The 20,712-nt window shown below is 60.0% G+C and carries 11 protein-coding genes and 1 pseudogene; 9 read left to right on the plus strand and 3 right to left on the minus strand.

The window, feature by feature from the left end; all coding sequences use genetic code 11:
• Nucleotides 1-32: 32 nt before the first annotated feature.
• Nucleotides 33-3,644: an Ig-like domain-containing protein gene (locus AB4N53_RS05970; protein ID WP_460118963.1), complete on the minus strand. Its 3,612-nt coding sequence runs from the start codon at nucleotides 3,642-3,644 to the stop codon at nucleotides 33-35.
• Between the two features lie 246 nt (nucleotides 3,645-3,890).
• Nucleotides 3,891-4,106: pseudogene (locus AB4N53_RS05975) on the minus strand (DUF6124 family protein); the annotation flags it as partial.
• A 475-nt stretch (nucleotides 4,107-4,581) separates the two neighbouring features.
• On the opposite strand from AB4N53_RS05975, the gene AB4N53_RS05980 reads away from it, so the two are divergent.
• Nucleotides 4,582-5,100 carry a GNAT family N-acetyltransferase gene (locus AB4N53_RS05980; RefSeq protein ID WP_460118965.1) on the plus strand — a complete coding sequence of 173 codons (519 nt, stop codon included), beginning with the start codon at nucleotides 4,582-4,584 and terminating at the stop codon, nucleotides 5,098-5,100.
• A gap of 1 nt (nucleotide 5,101) precedes the next feature.
• Here AB4N53_RS05980 and AB4N53_RS05985 read toward each other — a convergent pair whose 3' ends face one another.
• Nucleotides 5,102-5,794, minus strand: coding sequence for an aspartate/glutamate racemase family protein (locus AB4N53_RS05985; protein ID WP_460118968.1), 693 nt, complete (start codon nucleotides 5,792-5,794; stop codon nucleotides 5,102-5,104).
• A gap of 136 nt (nucleotides 5,795-5,930) precedes the next feature.
• Between AB4N53_RS05985 and AB4N53_RS05990 the strand changes: the two genes are divergently transcribed.
• The 8 genes from AB4N53_RS05990 to AB4N53_RS06025 all read left to right on the plus strand — a co-directional run bounded on the left by AB4N53_RS05990 (nucleotide 5,931) and on the right by AB4N53_RS06025 (nucleotide 19,573).
• On the plus strand, nucleotides 5,931-6,422 hold the full coding sequence (locus tag AB4N53_RS05990; RefSeq protein ID WP_460118970.1) for a hypothetical protein: 492 nt from the start codon (nucleotides 5,931-5,933) through the stop codon (nucleotides 6,420-6,422).
• A gap of 260 nt (nucleotides 6,423-6,682) precedes the next feature.
• A complete protein-coding gene (locus tag AB4N53_RS05995) occupies nucleotides 6,683-7,657 on the plus strand; it encodes a hypothetical protein (RefSeq protein WP_460118972.1) in 975 nt (324 codons plus the stop codon).
• A gap of 180 nt (nucleotides 7,658-7,837) precedes the next feature.
• Nucleotides 7,838-8,515, plus strand: coding sequence for a DUF3313 domain-containing protein (locus tag AB4N53_RS06000; protein ID WP_460118974.1), 678 nt, complete (start codon nucleotides 7,838-7,840; stop codon nucleotides 8,513-8,515).
• A gap of 1,270 nt (nucleotides 8,516-9,785) precedes the next feature.
• Nucleotides 9,786-10,286 (plus strand): thiol peroxidase, encoded by a 501-nt coding sequence (gene tpx / locus AB4N53_RS06005; RefSeq protein ID WP_460118976.1) that lies wholly within the window; start codon nucleotides 9,786-9,788, stop codon nucleotides 10,284-10,286.
• Between the two features lie 174 nt (nucleotides 10,287-10,460).
• Nucleotides 10,461-11,765, plus strand: a complete 1,305-nt coding sequence (locus tag AB4N53_RS06010) for an MdtA/MuxA family multidrug efflux RND transporter periplasmic adaptor subunit (protein WP_460118978.1) — start codon at nucleotides 10,461-10,463, stop codon at nucleotides 11,763-11,765.
• Nucleotides 11,762-14,860 carry an MdtB/MuxB family multidrug efflux RND transporter permease subunit gene (locus tag AB4N53_RS06015; RefSeq protein ID WP_460118980.1) on the plus strand — a complete coding sequence of 1,033 codons (3,099 nt, stop codon included), beginning with the start codon at nucleotides 11,762-11,764 and terminating at the stop codon, nucleotides 14,858-14,860. The genes AB4N53_RS06010 and AB4N53_RS06015 overlap by 4 nt, the downstream gene beginning before the upstream one ends.
• Before the next feature lie 139 nt (nucleotides 14,861-14,999).
• Nucleotides 15,000-18,107 carry an efflux RND transporter permease subunit gene (locus AB4N53_RS06020; protein WP_460118982.1) on the plus strand — a complete coding sequence of 1,036 codons (3,108 nt, stop codon included), beginning with the start codon at nucleotides 15,000-15,002 and terminating at the stop codon, nucleotides 18,105-18,107.
• Nucleotides 18,104-19,573, plus strand: coding sequence for an efflux transporter outer membrane subunit (locus tag AB4N53_RS06025; protein ID WP_460118984.1), 1,470 nt, complete (start codon nucleotides 18,104-18,106; stop codon nucleotides 19,571-19,573). Before AB4N53_RS06020 ends, AB4N53_RS06025 begins: the two co-directional genes overlap by 4 nt.
• Nucleotides 19,574-20,712 lie beyond the last annotated feature (1,139 nt).

Below are 20,712 nucleotides of genomic sequence, written 5' to 3' on the forward strand. Positions count from 1 at the left end.
CCCCATTGGCTCGCCAGCGCTATTCGAGCCAGTTAGATTTTGCACGTTATCTTATAAATGTGCAGGAACATAAAATATTGCCGAGGTATTTGTTTTGCTATTTCAAATTTTCTGAAAAGTTGTCCGTCAGGCAATGTGTATTCGAAATTGTATTTTTCTAAACTATTTGTGCGTAGTATTGGCTTGGCAGAAACTATGCTTCCTTGAGAGTTTATAATATTTATGCTGCCGATTTGTTGTCCGACAGGAATTTCGGCGTTGCCATAACAATTGTATTCCAGTAAAATCGTTCGTCGTTGCTGACCCTTCAAATCAATGATGGCTTTATTGACTTCTCCATTATATGTAGTAAGCCAAAGCTTTTCACCGCCCTGCATTGAGGAGCTGGTTGCGCCATTGTTTTTATATGTAATTATTACGTTTCCCGCATCAAATCCCTGGTTGTCCAAGTATCGGTCGGGACCGAAGTGATTGATGATAATATCGTCGTCCGGTATCTGGAAAGTGCGAGGTGGAGTCGATATTTGTTCACTTCCATACAATGCCTTGACCGTCAAGCTGTGCATTCCGAATTCCAGTTCTGAAATCATACTAGTCCAAAAACCAGTTTCTGAACTCACAGTTGCAGGTCCCTTCGATTTATTATAATCAAAGATCTCTACTCTCTGTCCCTTCGCCGCATTACCGGTAAGGTTCACAGTAGTCTCAAACGTATAGCCCCCATTCCCGATCTCTGTGTTTTCAGTGTCCTTAACCGAAGTAATGCTCGGCGCCGTGTCTGCGGTCACGGTCAGGGTCCACGCCGCAGAAGTCTTGTCGTTGGCTTTGGCGGTGAAGCTGTGGGCGCCCGCGCCCAGGCCGGTGGCCGGCACGATCCAGGCGCCGCTGGTTGCGTCGGCGGTATCAGAGCCTTTCAACGTCGGGCCGTCGAACACTTCTACCTTCTGGCCCTTGGCGGCGACACCGGACAGTGTCACGGTCGTATCGACGGTGGTGCCGCCGTTGGTGATGTCCTGGCCTTTTGAGTCTTTGACCGAGGTGATGGTAGGCGCCACATCCTCAACGGCCTTCACCCGATAACGCTTCACCGGCCCGACAATGGCATCTGCCTCAACCTGACTCAGGGTCAATGCCGCTTTGAAATGGATTTCCAGATCGCTGTCATGACCTAAATCCTTCAGATAGCTGTAAGGCACGGCCTGTTCATATTTGCCGGCGTTGATCCAGGTCTGGTTGACCGCAGCGCCTGGCACTCGCCATATCACGTGATTATGCGCTGCTCCCTGAGCTGTTTTGCCTTTCAGTTCGGCCCACACAGGCTGGCCATGTTTCATGAATGCCCAGACCCCGGCGCGGAACGTCGCGCCCGCTGTTACTTTGCTCAGATCCAGTTCATCACATTCGGCCTGCACGATGCTGAGCTTGGCCAGTTCCGCAGCCGGCAGCGGCATGACGGTGACGGTCAGCGTTTGAGATGGGGTTTTACTTGAGCCCGAGGTCACTTCGTATTGAAGGGTGAAGCTTTTGGCGCTGTTGCCGATGTTGGCGGCAACCGCTTCGGCGGGGATCAGGAATTCGACGCTGCCGCTGGTCACACCGGGTTTCGCCGGGATGTCCGGTGAGCCGGCGCCGGGCGTGCCGAGGACGGTGAGTTTGATGCTGTGTTTTTCATTCATGCCGGTGTAAGCCACGACTACTCGGGCACCCGTTTGGGCATCGAGGGGTGCCAGGGTGACACTGGCGCCGGTGCCTGTGGCTTGTGGCATTTGTGGCAGCGGCAAAGGATTTTCCAGCGCCACCCCGACACTGAACTCCAACGGCTCGGCATGACTCGTCCGCCCATCCGCGCGTTTGATGTGGTATTTGGCGATCACCGTTCCGCCTTCATTGCCCTTGATCATCGCGGCCGGGATGGTGAACGGCACTTGCTTGCCGGCGGTGAATTCGTTCAGCTTGATCGAGTCGGGGTACTCACCGGTGATCGAACCGATCCAGAACATGAAGACTTCATCGCCTTTGACCGTTTCGGTGTACGGCACGGTCAGGGTGGTGCCGGCGGTGTCGGCTGGCAGGACGCCGTCCACCACGCCGGCGACGTGCGGTTCGGGCAGTTCCAGGCGCGGTTCGCCGACTTGCAGGATGTCCGTGTGAATCGACTCGCGAATGGCACGGGTGGCCTCGAACGGGTGCAGCGTGGCGAGCACCGCATCGGCAATCAGTTGCTGATAATAGAACTCCGCCGTGCCGCCGTTGACCGGGGCCAGATGCTTGCCGTCGATGTTGTACAACAGCGGTTTCGCCTCAATTATGTCGTTGTGGGTGATGGGCCGAAGAGGCAGCTCAGGCAGGTAAGGGTCGAGGCCTGGCGTGGTGCCGAGCATGAATATCTTGAGGACCTGGCCTACGACGAAGGATTTGTCGAAGGGGATCTCGCAGCGCACCTGTTTGAGATCAGGGTCCAGGGCCCCGGACACGGCATCCAGCATGATCGGTGCGGCGAGGCGCTGGACTTCACCGATGGCGCGGATGAACTGGCTTTTGGAACGTAAATCAGCGGAGCCGTCGGCTTTTTCCACGCGATACGACAAGGTGATCTGCGACTTGGCCAACTGGCGCAGCACGGCGTTGGACGCCATGATCTCCATAACGCTCGGCACACTTTCCAACTTCACGCCTGCTGATGGTTCCCAATCAGTCGGCGGTCCTTCGACGGGCGTGCCCTTGATTCTGATGAATACAATGTCACCGACCTGGAATTTGTTCTTGTCCATGGCGATAATCTGCACGGTGCCATTGGCGTCGCCCAGCTTGTCGACGTCCAGTACGTTGTTCACGGTTTCCTTGAGCAACGGCGCGTCCGCCCGAGTCGCATCCACCGCCACCACGACGCGCTGCTCGGCGCTCCAGTCCTCGGTGCGGTTCAGCACGCAGTCGTACACCTCGAACACCACGGCCACGCCGGGAGAGTCCGCATCACCGGCCTCGCGGATGACGGCTTCTTCAATTTTCACGATGATCGGCGTTGTGCCTTCAGCCTGATCCTCGGTCAGCGGATCGCTGTGGACAAAGATGCCGCCCCAACTGATGCGACAAACATCGCCGGCCGCGGCGAACGGATAGGGCGACGTGCCATCGTTGTTGCCGATGGTGATCGGCACGCCATCGGCTACGTTTTCCTGGTCGATGCCGCCCTCGGCAATCTCCTTGGGAATCGTCATGATCAGCTTGGAATGCCCACCGTCGCCGTTGTCATCGTGCCCGCCCGGGCGCGTGAGCTTGACCAGCACTTGCATGACTTCGGAGGGCTGATCCGTGCCGCCCAAGGGTTTGACCACATAGGACACCGCAAAGCGGCCATCGACCATGTGCCGGGAAGGCACGAACATGCGCAGTTGTGTGTTGACCTCGTTTTGGTCGACGGTTTCAACCCAGACGTTCTGCCCGATGCCCCAGTAGATGGTCAACTTGTCGCCAATGGCCATGTTTCCCCACGGGCCGGCCTGACACAGCAGGCCATTAAGCGGAAAGTTGCCGAGTGCGGCGGCGATGTTGATGCCAAAGACTTTCGGGTCATTCCACATCGGGCCGGTGCGACCGGGGATGTTCAATTCCGCCAGGGCGAGGGGTTCATTGGGGCTGGACATGGCGCTGACTCCGTGCGGGAAGGGACGGAGTGAGTTAACGCGCATTGGCGCGATTGCACACCTGTCAGAGTTGACAGGTTTGGAGTGATATCCGACGGGCGGTCGCCCTCGCGAGCGGGCTCGCTCCCACAAATTTGGCGGTGTAACCGCAGCCGTGTGAACGACAGAAAACCCTGTGGTAGCGGGCCTGCCCGCGAAGGCGTCGGCAGCGCCGACGCCTTCGTCACAGCTTTTTAGCGAGGCCCGCTACTGCGGCATCTCCAGATTATCCAGCACCCGATTCACCGCCAGTTCCCCGAGCATGATCAACTGCGCAATCCCCATCAGCGTCCGCCGTTGCGACGGCTTCACCAGCCCGGCGAATTCGTGGGCGATGGTTTTGGCGGAGGCGAGGGTTTCGCAGGCATTGGCCAGCAGGTCTTCGTTTTTCGTGTCGGCGGTGACGGCGTACATCGCACGGGGGCTGTAGGGTGTTGGTTTGATCATTTTGAAGCTCCTAGAGTCGACGGAGCCGCCAAATTTTGCTGCGATACGAAAAGGAGGTGGCAGCTATACGCGGGTCGCAGACCGGGACTCTAGAACCGGCAGACCCAAAGGTCTCCCACGTACAGCCGCCATAAATAGCGGGTGTTGTGCGTCCAGAGATCGACGGGCTGCGAGACCCGATCGCTGATTCGTCAGCGACCGGACCGCAATAGAACCACCCCCAAGGCGCACAATCCGGCGGATTCTGGCGTAGCTGTAGGCAATGGCGCAAGAATTTGTAGCCTGGAAGGCGTGTCTGGAGGTGTCTTTAAACACCTTCGTTTAAATCTAATAATTGCATCGGACTTGATGGCCCTTTCGCGAGCAGGCTCGCTCCCACAATTTAACCTCGCCAGTTTCAAGATCCGCGGTTTAGAGTGAGCAGCCAATCTCTGATCACGGACAGATCCCCATGCCAGACCCAACCCCCACCATCCACCTCGAACGCTCCAGCGAATCCCATCTGGAAGGCATCACCGCGCTCTACAACGATCCCGCCATCGCTCGGCAGGTGTTGCAGATGCCATTCCAGTCCAGCGAAGTCTGGCGGCTGCGATTGCAGACCGACAACGAACGTGCGCTGAAACTGGTGGCGCTGCACCAGGGTGTTGTGATCGGCAATCTTGGCCTGGAGGCCTACTCAAGAATACGCCGCGCCCACGCCGGCAGTTTCGGCATGGCGGTTGCGGTAGCGTGGCAGGGCAAGGGCGTCGGTTCGATGTTGTTGGCAGCGGCGCTGGAGGTTGCTGACAACTGGATGAACCTGCACCGCGTCGAACTCAAGGTTTACGCCGACAACGAGGCGGCCATCGGCCTTTACCGCAAGTTCGGTTTCGAGGCCGAAGGGCTATTGCGTGATTACGCTGTGCGCGACGGGCAGTGGGTCGACTCCCTGAGCATGGCTCGTCTGCGCGGTTCATCAAAACCCTGAATCAGTCGTCCAGCGCGAATGCCACCGCCGACTGTGCATGCAGTTCGGTGGTGTCGAGCAAGGGCAGGGCGCTGTGTTCGGGTTTGATCAGCAGGCCGATTTCGGTGCAGCCGAGGATGATCGCCTGGGCGCCACGTGCGGTCAGGGATTCGATCACTCGTTGGTAGGTTTGTCGTGATGCTTCGCTGATCACGCCGACGCAGAGCTCGTCATAGATGATCCGGTGCACGTCTTTGCGCTCGGCTTGGTCCGGTACCAGCACGGTCAGGCCTTGATCGATCAGCCGTTGCTTGAGGAAATCCTGTTCCATGGTGAACGCCGTGCCGAGCAATCCGACCGTTCGTGCATCCATTTCCAGCGCTGCCTGCGCGGCGGGTTCGGCAATGTGCAAAAACGGAATACTGATCGCGGCCTGAATCTGCTCAGCGACCTTGTGCATGGTATTGGTACACAACACCACGCAATCGGCGCCGCCGGCTTCGAGCCTGCGTGCGGCATCCAGCAGAATCGCCGCCGCCTCGTCCCAGCGCCCGGCATGCTGTGCCTGTTCGACGGGGCCGAAGTCGACGCTGTACATCAGCAACTGCGCCGACCGCAACGGGCCGAGGCGGTCGCGGACCTGCTGGTTGATCAGACGGTAGTATTCGGCGCTGGACTCCCAGCTCATGCCGCCGATAAGGCCGATGGTGCGCATGCGGTGCTCCTGTGTGGATGGGGCTTTGCGGTGAGTGTCGTTTGGATCGGGAATTTGATCCATCAAAAATTTACCCCTGCCGTTGCCACGCATCTGCCATGCTCGGTGTCCGCAGCACTCTTCAAGGAACACCGCCATGAACGACGTACAGCAACTGGGCGAAATGCTTCGCCACTATGCCGATAGCGAAGCGCACAAGAAGCAACTGTTCACTACGCAATCGGCCGCGTGGGCCACACGGATCAGCGCGTTGTTCGATGAGATCGAGCAATGGCTCGCACCGGTCAAGGCACCGAATCTGCTGGAAGTGAGTCGGGAGATTTACGTTGCGTCCGGGCCGAGCGTGCCGGTAGAAACGTCGACCTTCATGACCGAAAAGCTGAGCATCGTGATAGCCGGTAAGCCGGTGGAGTTCGTGCCGGATGTGATGGGCAGCGGCGGGCAGATATCCCTGGCGGTGATGGGGCTGACGGCGGCGCGGTATGGGAGCATTTCGTTGGTCGGGCTGGCGGATGGCGCGTGGCAGTGGCGCAAGACCAATGGGTTGAAGGATCCGGATACGTTTACCTTCGACGCCAATTTTCTTGCCCAGCAACTGCAGAGCCTGATTCCTCGCGATCGCACCTAGATTGCAAAATCCACCCGGCGATCGTGCCTCACGTGTTCCATTAAGACGCAGACCACTCAGAGCGTGGGAACAATCAAACCTGACAGACCGCTATCGCGAGCAGGCTCACTCCTACAGGGGTTGAGACGCGCACCGGGGAAACCCTTAGGTTCGCTGTCGATCCGGCATTTTCCCTTGGGTGACTGATGGCCTTTTGGTAGAGTCGCCGTCGCCAGCGGGTTTTCGGCTGGACGATGGAACCGAAGAAGGGAGTCTGATCAGTGAGTCCGGGCAAAAAAATCCTCGGTCTCACGGCGTCGCTTTTGCTGCTGACGCTGTGGGCCAGTTACTTTTATGTATTCAAGGAAAACCGCGACGGCCAGCTTGGCGGTGTCGGCGAAAGCACCGCGTGGTGCGGCACGCCACCGACCACGGAAGCGGCGTTGCTGGGCAAGGATCAACTGACCTTGCGCGTCACCAACAACTTGCGCGGCGAGTTCATGGTCGGCGGTTCGCTGGTGGTTTCCGAACGCACTTTCAACCGCTACGACCTGGGCCGCAACGAACTGCGCCTGCGTCTGGAACCGCTGCAGTGGTCGTTCGGCGTGACGCCGATCTTCCTCGAGCAGGTCAAGGTGCAGCCGCTGAGCCGCAACCTCTCGTCGACCAACAAAAGCGCCTTCGCTGAACTCGAACCACGGCCGATCGGCGTGCACGCCCAGACCGCCGCGTTCCCGTTCGACACCTACCGCTACGGCTACAAACCGGTGCTGTATTACCTCAAGGGCAGCGAGCGCGTCGACCTGCGCTTTAAGAACATCACCACGTTAATGGAGATGTCCAACACCTTCACGCCGATCCAGAAATACAACCGCGCCGACTACATCAACGAGAAAAACTCGATGATCCGAGACGAGGACTACAAGCCGTACGGTGCACATGAGTGCGCGTTCAGCGTCGAGCGCAAAGGCTCGTTCAAGGTTGTGGTGTTGTTGCTTTTGCTGGTGCTGTGCCTGCCGCTGATGCTGGTGTTTTACCGCGATGAGCCGGGAATCGACTTTCTCGCGACGCTGGTGGGGATTGCGGTTGTGCGCACATTGCTCATCGGGCCGGTGGAGGATTTCCAGCTGTACAACATCGACTTTTTGTTTGGTGCGGCGATTCTGCTGGTGGGAACGGTGTCGCTGATCAAGGCGATGCGCGCCAATAGCCGGCGGGAGATGGCGTTGCGGAGTGGAGAGACATCGTCCTGGTAAAACAAGGCGCTCTAGAACAGTGGTGTCTGTGTGGGAGCGGGCCTGCTCGCGAAAGCGGTGGGCTCGGCCAACGTGCCATCGGCGATGAACTTTGACATCGACCATCGCATTTGCCGGGGTTTTGGCTATACCTGTATCTCCCCTATGCAAAATGTCTTGGCCTCTCAAAGGAATTACAGCATGAAGCTAGCCGTCATGATGGGCACGCTGTGCATTGCCACCCTTGGCGTGGTGGGTTGTTCCAGCAAAACCGTCGAGCCTGACCAATATTCCGGCTTTCTCAAGGACTACAGCCAGCTGAAGGAGGCCAAGTCACCTTCTGGTGCCGAGGTGATGCGCTGGATGGACCCGAAACTCGACATCAATAAATTCACCAGCGTTTACGTGGAACCGAGCCAGCTGTATCCAAAGCCGCAAGCCACCGAGAAAATCCCCCAGCAGACTCTCAATGGCATCACCAGTTATTACGATCAGGCGCTCAAGCGCGAACTCGGCAAATCGCTGCCGTTGGCCGCAGGCCCGGGGCCCGGCGTAATTGTGGTGCGTCCGGCGATTACCGCAGTCAGCAGCAAGACTGAAGGCCTGCATGTCTATGAGGTGATTCCGATTGCACTGGTCGCCGCAGCGGTGAGCACGGCCAGCGGTATCCGCGATCAGGAAACCACGCTGGCCACCGAAGCGGTATTCATGGACGGCGCGACCAATCATGTCATCGCGCAGGTGGTGCGCAAAGGTACCGGCAAACCGCTGGAAAACTCTTCCCAAGTGATGAAAGCCGCTGATATGAAAGCGGTGATCGATGGTTGGGCGAGCGATCTGCATCAGTCCTATTTGAAACTGAAGTCGGAAGCCAAATGATGCCGCGGGGCTGATTTGCCTCTGCGTTAGCAAGCTCACTCCCACAGGGATTCGTGCCGGGGCCAAGATTGCCGCTACGACACCGACCACTGTGGGAGCGGGCTTGCTCGCGAAAGCGTCAGGTCAGGCGACTGCGATGCTGGATGTGCTGCCGCCTTCGTGAGCAAGCCCACTCCCACATTCAACTGCCGCCGGACGCAAAATCTCCCAACACTGCAGATTCCCCTGTGGGAGCGGGCTTGCTCGCGAAAGCGTCGGGTCAGGCGACTGCGATGCTGGATGTGCTGCCGCCTTCGTGGGCAAGCCCACTCCCACATTCAACTGGCGCCAGGCGCAAAATCTTCCAACACCACAGATTCCCCTGTGGGAGCGGGCTTGCTCGCGAAAGCGTCAGGTCAGGCGACTGCGATGCTGGATGTGCTGCCGCCTTCGTGAGCAAGCCCACTCCCACACTCAAGTAGTGCCAGGCGCAAAATCTTCCAACACCACAGATTCCCCTGTGGGAGCGGGCTTGCTCGCGAAAGCGTCGGGTCGGGCGACTGCGATGCTGGATGTGCTGCCGCCTTCGTGGGCAAGCCCACTCCCACATTCAACTGGCGCCAGGCGCAAAATCTTCCAACACTGCAGATTCCCCTGTGGGAGCGGGCTTGCTCGCGAAAGCGTCGGGTCAGGCGACTGCGATGCTGGATGTGCTGCCGTCTTCGTGGGCAAGCCCACTCCCACATTCAACTGGCGCCAGGCGCAAAATCTTCCACATCCATCGATTCCCCTGTGGGAGCGGGCTTGCTCGCGAAAGCGTCAGGTCAGGCGACTGCGATGTTGGATGTGCTGCCGCCTTCGTGGGAAGCCCACTCCCACATTCAACTGGCGCCAGACGCAAAATCTCCCAACACTGCAGATTCCCCTGTGGGAGCGGGCTTGCTCGCGAAAGCGTCAGGTCAGGCGACTGCGATGTTGGATGTGCTGCCGCCTTCGTGGGCAAGCCCACTCCCACATTCAACTGGCGCCAGGCGCAAAATCTTCCAACACCACAGATTCCCCTGTGGGAGCGGGCTTGCTCGCGAAGGCGTCAGCTCAGGCAATCAAGATACTGAATGTACCGCCGCCATCCCGAGCGGGCTCACTCCTATCGGTGGATTTGTGCGGGTTGTATACAATCGCACGACCCAGCGCCCAACAATTTCAAACAGGGAATAGGTCGTCAGCGGATTTCGTGGTTAACTTCCGCCTCTTGCATGCTTTCCAATCAAAAAACAGAAGGACTCAAGTCATGGCCCAAGTCACCCTCAAAGGCAATCCGGTTCAAGTCAACGGCCAGTTGCCACAAGCCGGTTCCAAGGCGCCAGCCTTTTCCCTGGTAGCCGGCAATCTGTCCGACGTCACCCTGCAAGACTTCGCCGGCAAGCGCAAAGTCCTGAACATTTTCCCAAGCGTCGACACCCCGACCTGCGCCACCTCCGTGCGCAAGTTCAACGCCCAGGCCAACGACATCAGCAACACCGTGGTGCTGTGCATCTCCGCTGACCTGCCGTTCGCCCAGGCGCGCTTCTGCGGCGCCGAAGGTCTGGAAAACGTACAGAACCTGTCGACCCTGCGCGGCAGCGAGTTCATCGAAAACTACGGCGTGGCCATTGCTGACGGCCCGCTGAAGGGCCTGACCGCACGCGCCGTGGTGGTTCTGGACGAAAACGACAACGTCCTGCACAGCGAACTGGTCAAGGAAATCGCCGAAGAGCCTGACTACGAAGCGGCACTGTCCGTTCTCAAGTAAGGCTTTTACAATTGTTAACGGCCTGGCCCTGTCCAGGCCGTTTTCATTTGTGTATCAGGGTTTTGCCTTACACCTTGAAACGTAAGTGGAAGGTAAATTGCCGGTAAAGCTGCTTTGCTTAAATCCACTCAGTGCTTATCGTTCAGCCTCCCGTAATAGAAGCCCACGCGCCCAATGGTCAATAACTCCATGCAATCGTCCCCCCGCAAATCCCGTCGCTGGCTGATCAGCCTGCTTGTCCTGTTGGTCATCGCTGTCCTGTGCTGGAAATTCTGGCCCGCCGGCTCTGCTGACAAGGCAGGCGGCGACAAAGCGGCCGCCGGGCACACCGGGCGCTCGGGGATGATGCGGCCGGGCTTTGGCGGCGGTACCGGGCCGATTCCGGTGCGCGTAGCGCCGGCGGTGAAGGGCGACTTCCCGCTGTATTACAAGGCGCTGGGAACGGTCACCGCGCTCAATACCATCAACGTCCGCAGCCGGGTGGGCGGCGAACTGGTCAAGATTCATTTCGAAGAAGGGCAGATGGTCAAGGCGGGCGACCTGCTGGCCGAGATTGATCCGCGTCCTTACCAGAATGCTTTACTTCAGGCCGAAGGCACCTTGCTGCAGAATCAGGCGCAGTTGAAAAACGCCCAGGTCGACGTCGAGCGTTATCGCGGTCTGTACAAAGAAGACAGCATCGCCAAACAGACCCTCGACACCGCCGAAGCGCTGGTCGGCCAATACCTGGGCACGGTCAAGACCAATCAGGCCGCGGTCAACGACGCCAAGCTCAATCTTGAATTCACCAAGATCCGCGCGCCGATTGCCGGCCGCGTCGGTCTGCGTCAGGTCGACGTCGGCAACCTCGTCGCCGCCAACGACACCACGTTCCTCGCGGTGATCACCCAGACGCAGCCGATCAGCGTGGCCTTCACCTTGCCGGAAAACAGCCTCGACACCGTGCTGGCGCGTTACCGCAGCGGCGCCAAACTGCCTGCCGAGGCGTGGGACCGCGGCGACACCAAACTGCAGGCTACCGGTGTGCTGCAAAGCCTCGACAACCAGATCGACGTCGCTACCGGCACCCTCAAGTTCAAGGCCCGTTACGATAACCGCGACCAGTCGCTATTTCCCAACCAGTTCGTCAACGTTCATTTGCTGGCCGACACGCTCAAAGGTGTAGTGCTGGCACCGTCGGCAGCGATTCAGTTCGGCACCAATGGCACCTTTGTCTATGCGCTGGACGGCGACAAGAAAGTCACCATTCGCCAACTGAAAATCGGTGCCAGCGACGGTGACAACACCGTGGTCACCGAAGGCCTCGCCGCAGGTGATCGCGTGGTGCTCGAAGGTACCGATCGCCTGAAGGAAGGCAGCGAAGTCGAAGTGGTCAATGAAAGCAGTGAAGTGCCGACCTCGCCAACCGAACACCTGCAAGGCAAATCCGCCGCCAATCCTGATGCGACCACAGCCGATAAGGCCAAGAAGGGCGCATGAACATTTCGCGGCTGTTCATACTCCGTCCGGTAGCCACAACCTTGAGCATGCTGGCCATTGTTCTGGCCGGCCTGATCGCTTATCGCTTGCTGCCGGTGTCAGCGTTGCCGCAGGTCGACTACCCGACCATTCGCGTCATGACTCTGTATCCGGGCGCCAGTCCGGACGTGATGACCAGCGCCGTCACCGCGCCACTCGAACGCCAGTTCGGGCAGATGCCGGGCCTCACGCAAATGGCCTCGACCAGCTCGGGCGGTGCTTCGGTGCTGACCCTGCGTTTCAGCCTCGATATCAACATGGACGTTGCCGAGCAGCAGGTGCAGGCCGCGATCAACGCTGCGACCAATCTGCTGCCTACCGATCTGCCAGCGCCGCCTGTGTACAACAAGGTCAACCCGGCGGACACCCCGGTGCTGACCCTGGCCATCACCTCGAAAACCATGCTGCTGCCCAAGCTCAATGATCTGGTCGATACGCGCATGGCGCAGAAAATCGCCCAGATCAGCGGCGTCGGCATGGTCAGCATCGCCGGCGGCCAGCGTCAGGCCGTGCGGATCAAGGTCAACCCCGAAGCGCTGGCGGCCAACAGCCTCAATCTGTCGGACGTGCGCACGCTGATCGGCGCCTCCAACGTCAACCAGCCGAAAGGCAACTTCGATGGCCCGACCCGGGTGTCGATGCTCGATGCCAACGACCAGCTGACCTCGCCTGAGGACTACGCCAACCTCATCCTGACCTACAAGAACGGCGCACCGCTGCGGCTCAAGGACGTCGCCGAGATCGTCGATGGCGCCGAGAACGAGCGTCTGGCTGCATGGGCCAATCAGAATCAGGCAGTACTGCTGAACATCCAGCGTCAGCCCGGTGCCAACGTCATCGAAGTGGTCGACCGCATCAAGGCCTTGCTGCCGAGCATCACCGACAACCTGCCGGCCGGCCTCGAGGTCACTGTGCTGACGGATCGCACGCAGACCATCCGCGCCTCGGTCACCGACGTGCAACATGAACTGCTGATCGCCATCGCGCTGGTGGTCATGGTCACTTTCCTGTTTCTACGCCGCGCCAGTGCGACGATCATCCCTTCCGTGGCTGTACCGCTGTCGCTGATCGGCACCTTCGGCGTGATGTACCTGGCCGGGTTCTCGGTGAACAACCTGACCCTGATGGCGCTGACCATTGCCACCGGTTTCGTGGTCGACGACGCCATCGTCATGCTCGAGAACATCTCGCGCTTCATTGAGGAAGGCGATAGTCCGATGCAGGCCGCGCTCAAGGGCGCGAAACAGATCGGCTTCACCCTGATTTCCCTGACCCTGTCGCTGATCGCAGTACTGATTCCGCTGCTTTTCATGGCCGATGTCGTGGGGCGCCTGTTTCGTGAATTCGCCATTACCCTGGCGGTGGCGATCCTGATTTCCCTGGTCGTATCGCTGACCCTGACGCCGATGATGTGCGCGCGACTGCTCAAGCGTGAACCGCAAGAACATGAGCAAGGCCGTTTCTATCGCGCCAGCGGTGCGTTCATCGACTGGATGATCAAGGAATACGGGCGGATGCTGCGCTGGGTCCTCAAGCATCAGCCGCTGACCTTGCTGGTCGCCATCGGCACACTGGCGTTGACCGTGTTCCTTTACGTGATCGTGCCGAAGGGCTTCTTTCCGGTGCAGGACACCGGGGTGATCCAGGGCATTTCCGAAGCGCCGCAGTCGATTTCCTTCGCGGCGATGGGCGAGCGGCAGCAGGAACTGGCGAAGATCATCCTGGAAGATCCGGCGGTGCAGAGCCTGTCGTCGTACATCGGCGTCGACGGCGACAACGCCACGCTCAACAGCGGCCGCTTGCTGATCAACCTCAAGCCCCACGGCGAGCGCGATCTGACGGCCAGCGAAGTGATCGCACGCCTGCAACCGCAACTGGACAAACTGGTCGGCATTCGGCTGTTCATGCAGCCCGTGCAGGATCTAACCATCGAGGATCGGGTCAGTCGCACCCAGTACCAGTTCAGTATGTCGTCGCCGGACTCGGAATTGCTCAGCCAGTGGAGCGGACGTCTGGTCGAAGCCTTGGCGCAGCGTCCCGAGTTGACCGACGTTGCCAGTGATTTGCAGGACAAAGGCTTGCAGGTCTATCTGGTGATCGACCGTGATGCTGCTTCGCGCCTCGGCGTGTCGGTGGCAAACATTACTGATGCACTGTATGACGCGTTCGGCCAGCGGCAGATTTCGACTATTTACACCCAGGCCAGCCAGTACCGCGTGGTGCTGCAAGCCCAGGCCGGGGAGAAGATCGGCCCACAGGCGCTGGACCAGATTCACGTCAAGACCACCGACGGCGCGCAGGTGCGCCTGTCGAGCCTGGCGCATGTCGAAGAGCGTCAGGCGCAGTTGGCGATCACTCACATCGGCCAGTTCCCGGCGGTGATGATGTCGTTCAACCTCGCGCCGGGTGTGGCGTTGGGGCATGCGGTGGACATCATAGAGCAAGTGCAGCAGAACATCGGCATGCCGGTCGGCGTGCAGACTCAGTTCCAGGGCGCGGCGCAGGCGTTCCAGGCTTCGCTGTCGAGCACCTTGCTGCTGATTCTGGCGGCGGTGGTGACCATGTATATCGTGCTGGGCGTGCTCTACGAGAGCTACATCCACCCGATCACCATCCTCTCGACCTTGCCGTCCGCCGCGGTTGGCGCCTTGCTGGCGTTGCTGCTCAGTGGCAACGACCTGGGGATGATCGCGATCATCGGCATCATTCTGCTGATAGGTATCGTCAAGAAGAACGCGATCATGATGATCGACTTCGCCCTCGACGCCGAACGCACCCAGGGCATGGCCCCGGCAGAGGCGATCTATCAAGCGGCGCTGCTGCGCTTCCGGCCAATTCTGATGACCACACTGGCAGCGTTGTTCGGCGCGGTGCCGCTGATGCTGGCCACGGGGTCTGGCGCGGAACTGCGTCAGCCGTTGGGTCTGGTGATGGTCGGTGGCTTGTTGGTGAGCCAGGTGTTGACGCTGTTCACGACGCCGGTGATTTACCTGTACTTCGACCGCCTGGGCCGGCGCTTTGGTAAATCCAAAGCCGATGAAGAGGTCGCGGTATGACCTCGCAACCACCACATATCTCCTGTGGGAGCGGGCTTGCTCGCGAAAGCGCTGTGTCAGCCGCTACATATGTTGGATGCGCCGGCGTCTTCGCGAGCAAGCCCGCTCCCACAGGGTTAAGCGGTAGGGACTGGCGCGAATGAATCTTTCAGGCCCTTTCATCAAACGCCCCGTGGCAACCATGCTGCTCTCGCTGGCAATCATGTTGCTTGGCGGTGTCAGCTTCGGTCTGCTGCCGGTATCGCCATTGCCGCAGATGGACTTCCCGGTCATCGTCGTCCAGGCCAGTCTGCCGGGCGCAAGTCCCGAGGTGATGGCTTCGACGGTGGCGACGCCGCTGGAGCGTTCGTTCGGTGCGATTGCCGGCGTCAATACCATGAGCAGCCGCTCCAGTCAGGGTTCGACGCGGGTCATTCTGCAATTTGACCTCGACCGCGACATCAACGGCGCGGCGCGGGAAGTGCAGGCGGCGATCAACGCCTCGCGCAACCTACTGCCGAGCGGGATGCGCAGCATGCCGACCTATAAAAAGGTCAACCCGTCGCAGGCGCCGATCATGGTGCTGTCGCTGACTTCGGACGTGCTGGAAAAAGGCCAACTCTACGATTTGGCCTCGACCATACTTTCGCAAAGCCTGTCGCAGGTGCAGGGCGTCGGTGAAGTGCAGATCGGTGGCAGTTCGCTGCCGGCGGTGCGCATCGAGCTCGAACCGCAGGCACTGAACCAGTACGGCGTGGCCCTCGACGATGTGCGCAAGACTATCGCCGACGCCAACGTGCGCCGGCCCAAGGGTTCGGTCGAGGATGGCGAGCGCTTGTGGCAGATCCAGGCCAACGACCAGCTCGAGAAAGCCAAGGATTACGAGTCGCTGATCATTCACTATGCCGACGGCGCCGCGTTGCGTCTCAAGGACGTGGCGAAAGTCAGCGATGGCGTCGAAGACCGTTACAACAGCGGTTTCTTCAACGACGACGCGGCGGTGCTGCTGGTGATCAACCGTCAGGCCGGCGCCAACATCATCGAGACGGTCAACGAGATCAAGGCGCAGTTGCCGGCGCTGCAAGCGGTGCTGCCAGCCAGCGTCAAACTCAATCTGGCCATGGACCGATCGCCGGTAATCAAGGCCACGCTGCATGAAGCCGAGATGACCTTGCTGATCGCCGTCGCTCTGGTGGTGCTGGTGGTGTACCTGTTTCTCGGTAACTTCCGCGCTTCGCTGATCCCGACGCTGGCGGTGCCGGTGTCGCTGGTCGGCACGTTTGCGGTGATGTACCTGTATGGGTTCTCGCTGAACAACCTGTCGCTGATGGCGCTGATTCTCGCCACCGGTCTGGTGGTGGACGACGCCATCGTGGTGCTGGAGAACATTTCCCGGCATATCGACGAAGGCGTCAAACCGATGCAGGCGGCGTACCTCGGGGCCAAGGAAGTCGGCTTTACCCTGTTGTCGATGAACGTCTCGCTGGTGGCAGTGTTCCTGTCGATCCTGTTCATGGGCGGGCTGGTCGAAAGCCTGTTCCGCGAGTTTTCCATCACTCTGGCGGCGGCGATCGTGGTGTCGCTGGTGGTTTCCCTGACGCTGACGCCAATGCTCTGCGCGCGCTGGCTCAAACCACACACGCCGGGGCAGGAGAACCGCCTGCAACGCTGGAGCCAGAAGACCAACGACTGGATGGTCGGCAAATACGCCACCAGCCTCGACTGGGTATTGCGTCATCGACGTCTGACCTTGCTCAGTCTGCTGCTCACCGTCGGCGTCAACGTTGCGCTCTACGTGGTGGTGCCGAAAACTTTCCTGCCGCAGCAGGACACCGGGCAATTGATCGGTTTCGTACGTGGCGATGACGGTCTGTCGTTCAACGTCATGCAGCCGAAAATGGAAACCTTCCGCCGCGCCGTGCTCAAGGACGAAGCGGTGGAAAGCGTCGCCGGGTTCATTGGTGGTAACAACGGCACCAATAACGCCTTCATGATCGTGCGCCTGAAACCGATCAAGGAACGCCAGCTGTCGGCGCAGAAAGTCATTGAGCGCCTGCGCAAGGAAATGCCCAAGGTGCCCGGTGCGCAGCTGATGCTGATGGCCGATCAGGATCTGCAGTTCGGCGGTGGCCGCGAACAGACCAGTTCGCAGTACACCTACATCCTGCAAAGCGGCGACCTCGCCGAGCTGCGCAAGTGGTTCCCGAAAGTGGTCACCGCGTTGCGTGCCTTGCCCGAGCTGACCGCCATTGATGCCCGCGAGGGTGCCGGGGCACAGCAGGTGACACTGATCGTCGACCGGGATCAGGCCAAACGCCTGGGGGTCGACATGAACATGGTCACCGCCGTGCTCAACAACGCTTACAGCCAGCGGCAGATTTCGACGATCTACGACAGTCTCAACCAGTACCAGGTGGTGATGGAGGTCAATCCGAAATACGCCCAGGATCCGGTGACGCTCAAGCAGGTCGAGGTGATTACCGCTGACGGTGCGCGGGTGCCGCTGTCGACGTTCGCCCATTACGAAAACAGCCTGGAAAACGATCGGGTCAGCCATGAAGGTCAGTTCGCATCCGAAAGCATTTCCTTTGACATGGCCGAAGGCGTGACCGTGGAGCAGGGCAGCGCCGCCATCGAACGGGCGATCGCCAAGGTCGGCCTGCCGGAGGATGTGATTGCGAAAATGGCCGGCACCGCTGACGCCTTCGCGGCCACGCAGAAGAGCCAGCCGTTCATGATCCTCGGTGCGTTGCTCGCCGTGTATCTGGTGCTGGGTGTGCTGTATGAAAGCTACATCCACCCGCTGACCATTCTCTCGACCTTGCCTTCAGCCGGCGTCGGCGCGTTGCTGTCGATCTATGCACTCGGCGGCGAGTTCAGCCTGATTTCCCTGCTGGGAATATTCCTGCTGATCGGCGTGGTGAAAAAGAACGCCATTCTGATGATCGATCTTGCGCTGCAATTGGAGCGGCATGAGGGGCTGTCACCGCTGGAGTCGATTCGCAGCGCCTGTCTGCAACGCCTGCGACCGATTCTGATGACGACGCTGGCGGCGATCCTCGGCGCCTTGCCGCTGCTGCTCGGCCGCGCCGAGGGTGCGGAAATGCGCCAGCCGCTGGGCCTGACCATCATTGGCGGCCTGGTGTTCAGCCAGGTCCTGACCCTTTACACCACACCCGTGGTTTACCTCTATCTCGACAAGCTGCGCCATCGTTTCAATAAATGGCGTGGCGTGCGCACTGACGCCGCTCTGGAAACTCCGCTATGACTGACCGTTCGCTTATCCAATTGGCCACCGTGCGCGGCTCGCGCCTGTTGAGCCTGTCGTTGTGCGTGGCGCTGCTCAGCGCCTGCGCCGTCGGCCCGGACTACCAGCGTCCGCAAACTGCCGCAATCGCTCAGTTCAAGGAAGCCGAAGGCTGGCGTCAGGCCAACCCCAGCGACTCGCTGGCCCGGGGCGCCTGGTGGGAGTTGTACGGCGACCGGCAGCTCAACGCCTTGATCGAAAAACTCAACAGCTCCAACCAGACCGTTGCCCAGTCCGAAGCGCAGTTCCGTCAGGCGCAGGCCCTGGTGCGCAGTGCGCGCGGGGCGTTTTATCCCAGTGTCGACTTGAGTCTGGGCAAGAATCGCTCCAGTCAGGGCACCGGCAGCAGCAGTTCGAGCCTGAGCAGCTCCTCAAGTGGTATTCGTGATACCTACACCGCGCAACTGGGCGTCAGTTGGGAAGCCGATGTCTGGGGCAAGCTGCGCCGTGGGCTGGAAGCGGATGAGGCCAACGCCCAGGCGAGTTTTGCCGATCTGGCAGCGATGCGTCTGAGTCAGCAATCGGAGCTGGTGCAGAACTACCTGCAACTGCGGGTCATCGATCAGCAGAAGCGTTTGCTTGAAGCCACCGTTGCCGCTTACGAGCGTTCACTGAAGATGACGCAGAACCAGTACCGCGCCGGAGTTTCCGGGCGCGACGCGGTGGCGCAGGCGCAAACCCAGTTGAAAAGCACTCAGGCCGATCTGGTCGACCTGATCTGGCAGCGTGCACAGTTTGAAAACGCCATTGCCGTGCTCACTGGCGAAGCCCCGGCCAACTTCAGCATCGCCGAAAGCCAGAGCATCCCGAAGCTGCCGCAGGTGCCGTTGACATTGCCTTCACAATTGCTGGAGCGTCGTCCCGACATCGCGTCGGCCGAGCGCTCGGTGATCGCCGCCAATGCCAATGTCGGGGTGGCGAAGGCCGCGTATTACCCGGACCTGACCCTGAGTCTGAGCGGCGGTTACAGCAGCAGTACCTCGAAAAATCTGATCAGCCTGCCGAACCGTTTCTGGTCGGTCGGCCCGCAACTGTCGTTGCCGCTGTTCGACGGTGGCATTCGTTCGGCCGAGGTCGACCGCAGTGAAGCGGCCTATGACGAAACCGTCGCCCGCTACCGCCAGACCGTGCTCGATGGTTTCCGCGAAGTGGAAAACTACCTGGTCCAGCTCAAGGTGTATGAAGACGAAGCGGCGGTGCGCCAGGAAGCGCTGGATGCCGCCCGCGATTCCTTGCGTCTGACGGAGAACCAGTACAAGGCCGGGCTGATCGCTTATATCGATGTGGTTGTGGTGCAGGCCACGGCGCTGAGCAATGAGCGCAGCGTGCTGAACATTTTGCAGAGTCGATTGATTGCCAGCGTGCAACTGATCGCCGCACTGGGCGGCGGCTGGGACGGCCAACTCGACGTCAGCGACAACCGCTGAGCCTGAGGGCGCGAGCCTGCTCCCACAGGGACTCGCGTTCGAATGATGAAGGGTGGTCGGGCGCTGGAAATTGTGGGAGCGAGCCTGCTCGCGAACGCGGTGGGTCAGTCGAGCGAGATGTTGGCTGTACCGACGCCTTCGCGAGCAAGCCCGCTCCCACAGGAATTCGCGTTCGAATGATGAAGGGTGTTTGGGCGCTGGAAATTGTGGAAACGAGCCTGCTCGCGAACGCGGTAGGTCAGTCGAGCGAAATGTTGGCTGTGCCGACGCCTTCGCGAGCAAGCCCGCTCCCACAGGGATTCGCGTTCGAATGATGAAGGGTGGTTGGACGCTGAAAATTGTGGGAGCGAGCCTGCTCGCGAACGCGGTGGGTCAGTCGAGCGAGATGCTGGATGTGCCGACGCCTTCGCGATCAAGCCCGCTCCCACAGGGATTCGCGTTCGAATGATGAAGGGTGGTTGGGCGCTGGAAATTGTGGAAGCGAGCCTGCTCGCGAACGCGGTGGGTCAGTCGAGCGAGATGCTGGATGTGCCGACGCCTTCGCGAGCAAGCCCGCTCCCACAGGGACTCGCGTTCGAATGATGAAGGGTGGTTGGACGCTGAAAATTGTGGGAGCGAGCCTGCTCGCGAACGCGGTGGGTCAGTCGAGCGAGATGCTGGATGTGCCGACACCTTCGCGAGCAAGCCCGCTCCCACAGGGACTCGCGTTCGAATGATGAAGGGCGGTCGGGCGCTGAAAATTGTGGGAGCGAGCCTGCTCGCGAACGCGGTGGGTCAGTCGAGCGAGATGCTGGATGTGCCGACGCCTTCGCGATCAAGCCCGCTCCCACAGGAATTCGCGTTCGAATGATGAAGGGTGGTTGGGCGCTGGAAATTGTGGAAACGAGCCTGCTCGCGAACGCGGTAGGTCAGTCGAGCGAGATGTTGGCTGTACCGACGCCTTCGCGAGCAAGCCCGCTCCCACAGGGACTCGCGTTCGAATGATGAAGGGTGGTTGGACGCTGAAAATTGTGGGAGCGAGCCTGCTCGCGAACGCGGTGGGTCAGTCGAGCGAGATGTTGGCTGTGCCGACGCCTTCGCGAGCAAGCCCGCTCCCACAGGGATTCGGGTTCGAATGATGAAGGGTGGCTGGACGCTGA

The organism is Pseudomonas sp. H3_E04, from assembly GCF_054668915.1.

Excerpts from the sequence above, each read along its gene's own strand:
- AB4N53_RS05970 (WP_460118963.1), bottom strand. The coding sequence starts at position 3,644 with ATGTCCAGCCCCAATGAACCCCTCGCCCTGGCGGAATTGAACATCCCC.
- AB4N53_RS05980 (WP_460118965.1), top strand. The coding sequence starts at position 4,582 with ATGCCAGACCCAACCCCCACCATCCACCTCGAACGCTCCAGCGAATCC.
- AB4N53_RS05985 (WP_460118968.1), bottom strand. The coding sequence starts at position 5,794 with ATGCGCACCATCGGCCTTATCGGCGGCATGAGCTGGGAGTCCAGCGCC.
- AB4N53_RS05990 (WP_460118970.1), top strand. The coding sequence starts at position 5,931 with ATGAACGACGTACAGCAACTGGGCGAAATGCTTCGCCACTATGCCGAT.
- AB4N53_RS06000 (WP_460118974.1), top strand. The coding sequence starts at position 7,838 with ATGAAGCTAGCCGTCATGATGGGCACGCTGTGCATTGCCACCCTTGGC.
- tpx (WP_460118976.1), top strand. The coding sequence starts at position 9,786 with ATGGCCCAAGTCACCCTCAAAGGCAATCCGGTTCAAGTCAACGGCCAG.
- AB4N53_RS06010 (WP_460118978.1), top strand. The coding sequence starts at position 10,461 with ATGGTCAATAACTCCATGCAATCGTCCCCCCGCAAATCCCGTCGCTGG.
- AB4N53_RS06015 (WP_460118980.1), top strand. The coding sequence starts at position 11,762 with ATGAACATTTCGCGGCTGTTCATACTCCGTCCGGTAGCCACAACCTTG.
- AB4N53_RS06020 (WP_460118982.1), top strand. The coding sequence starts at position 15,000 with ATGAATCTTTCAGGCCCTTTCATCAAACGCCCCGTGGCAACCATGCTG.
- AB4N53_RS06025 (WP_460118984.1), top strand. The coding sequence starts at position 18,104 with ATGACTGACCGTTCGCTTATCCAATTGGCCACCGTGCGCGGCTCGCGC.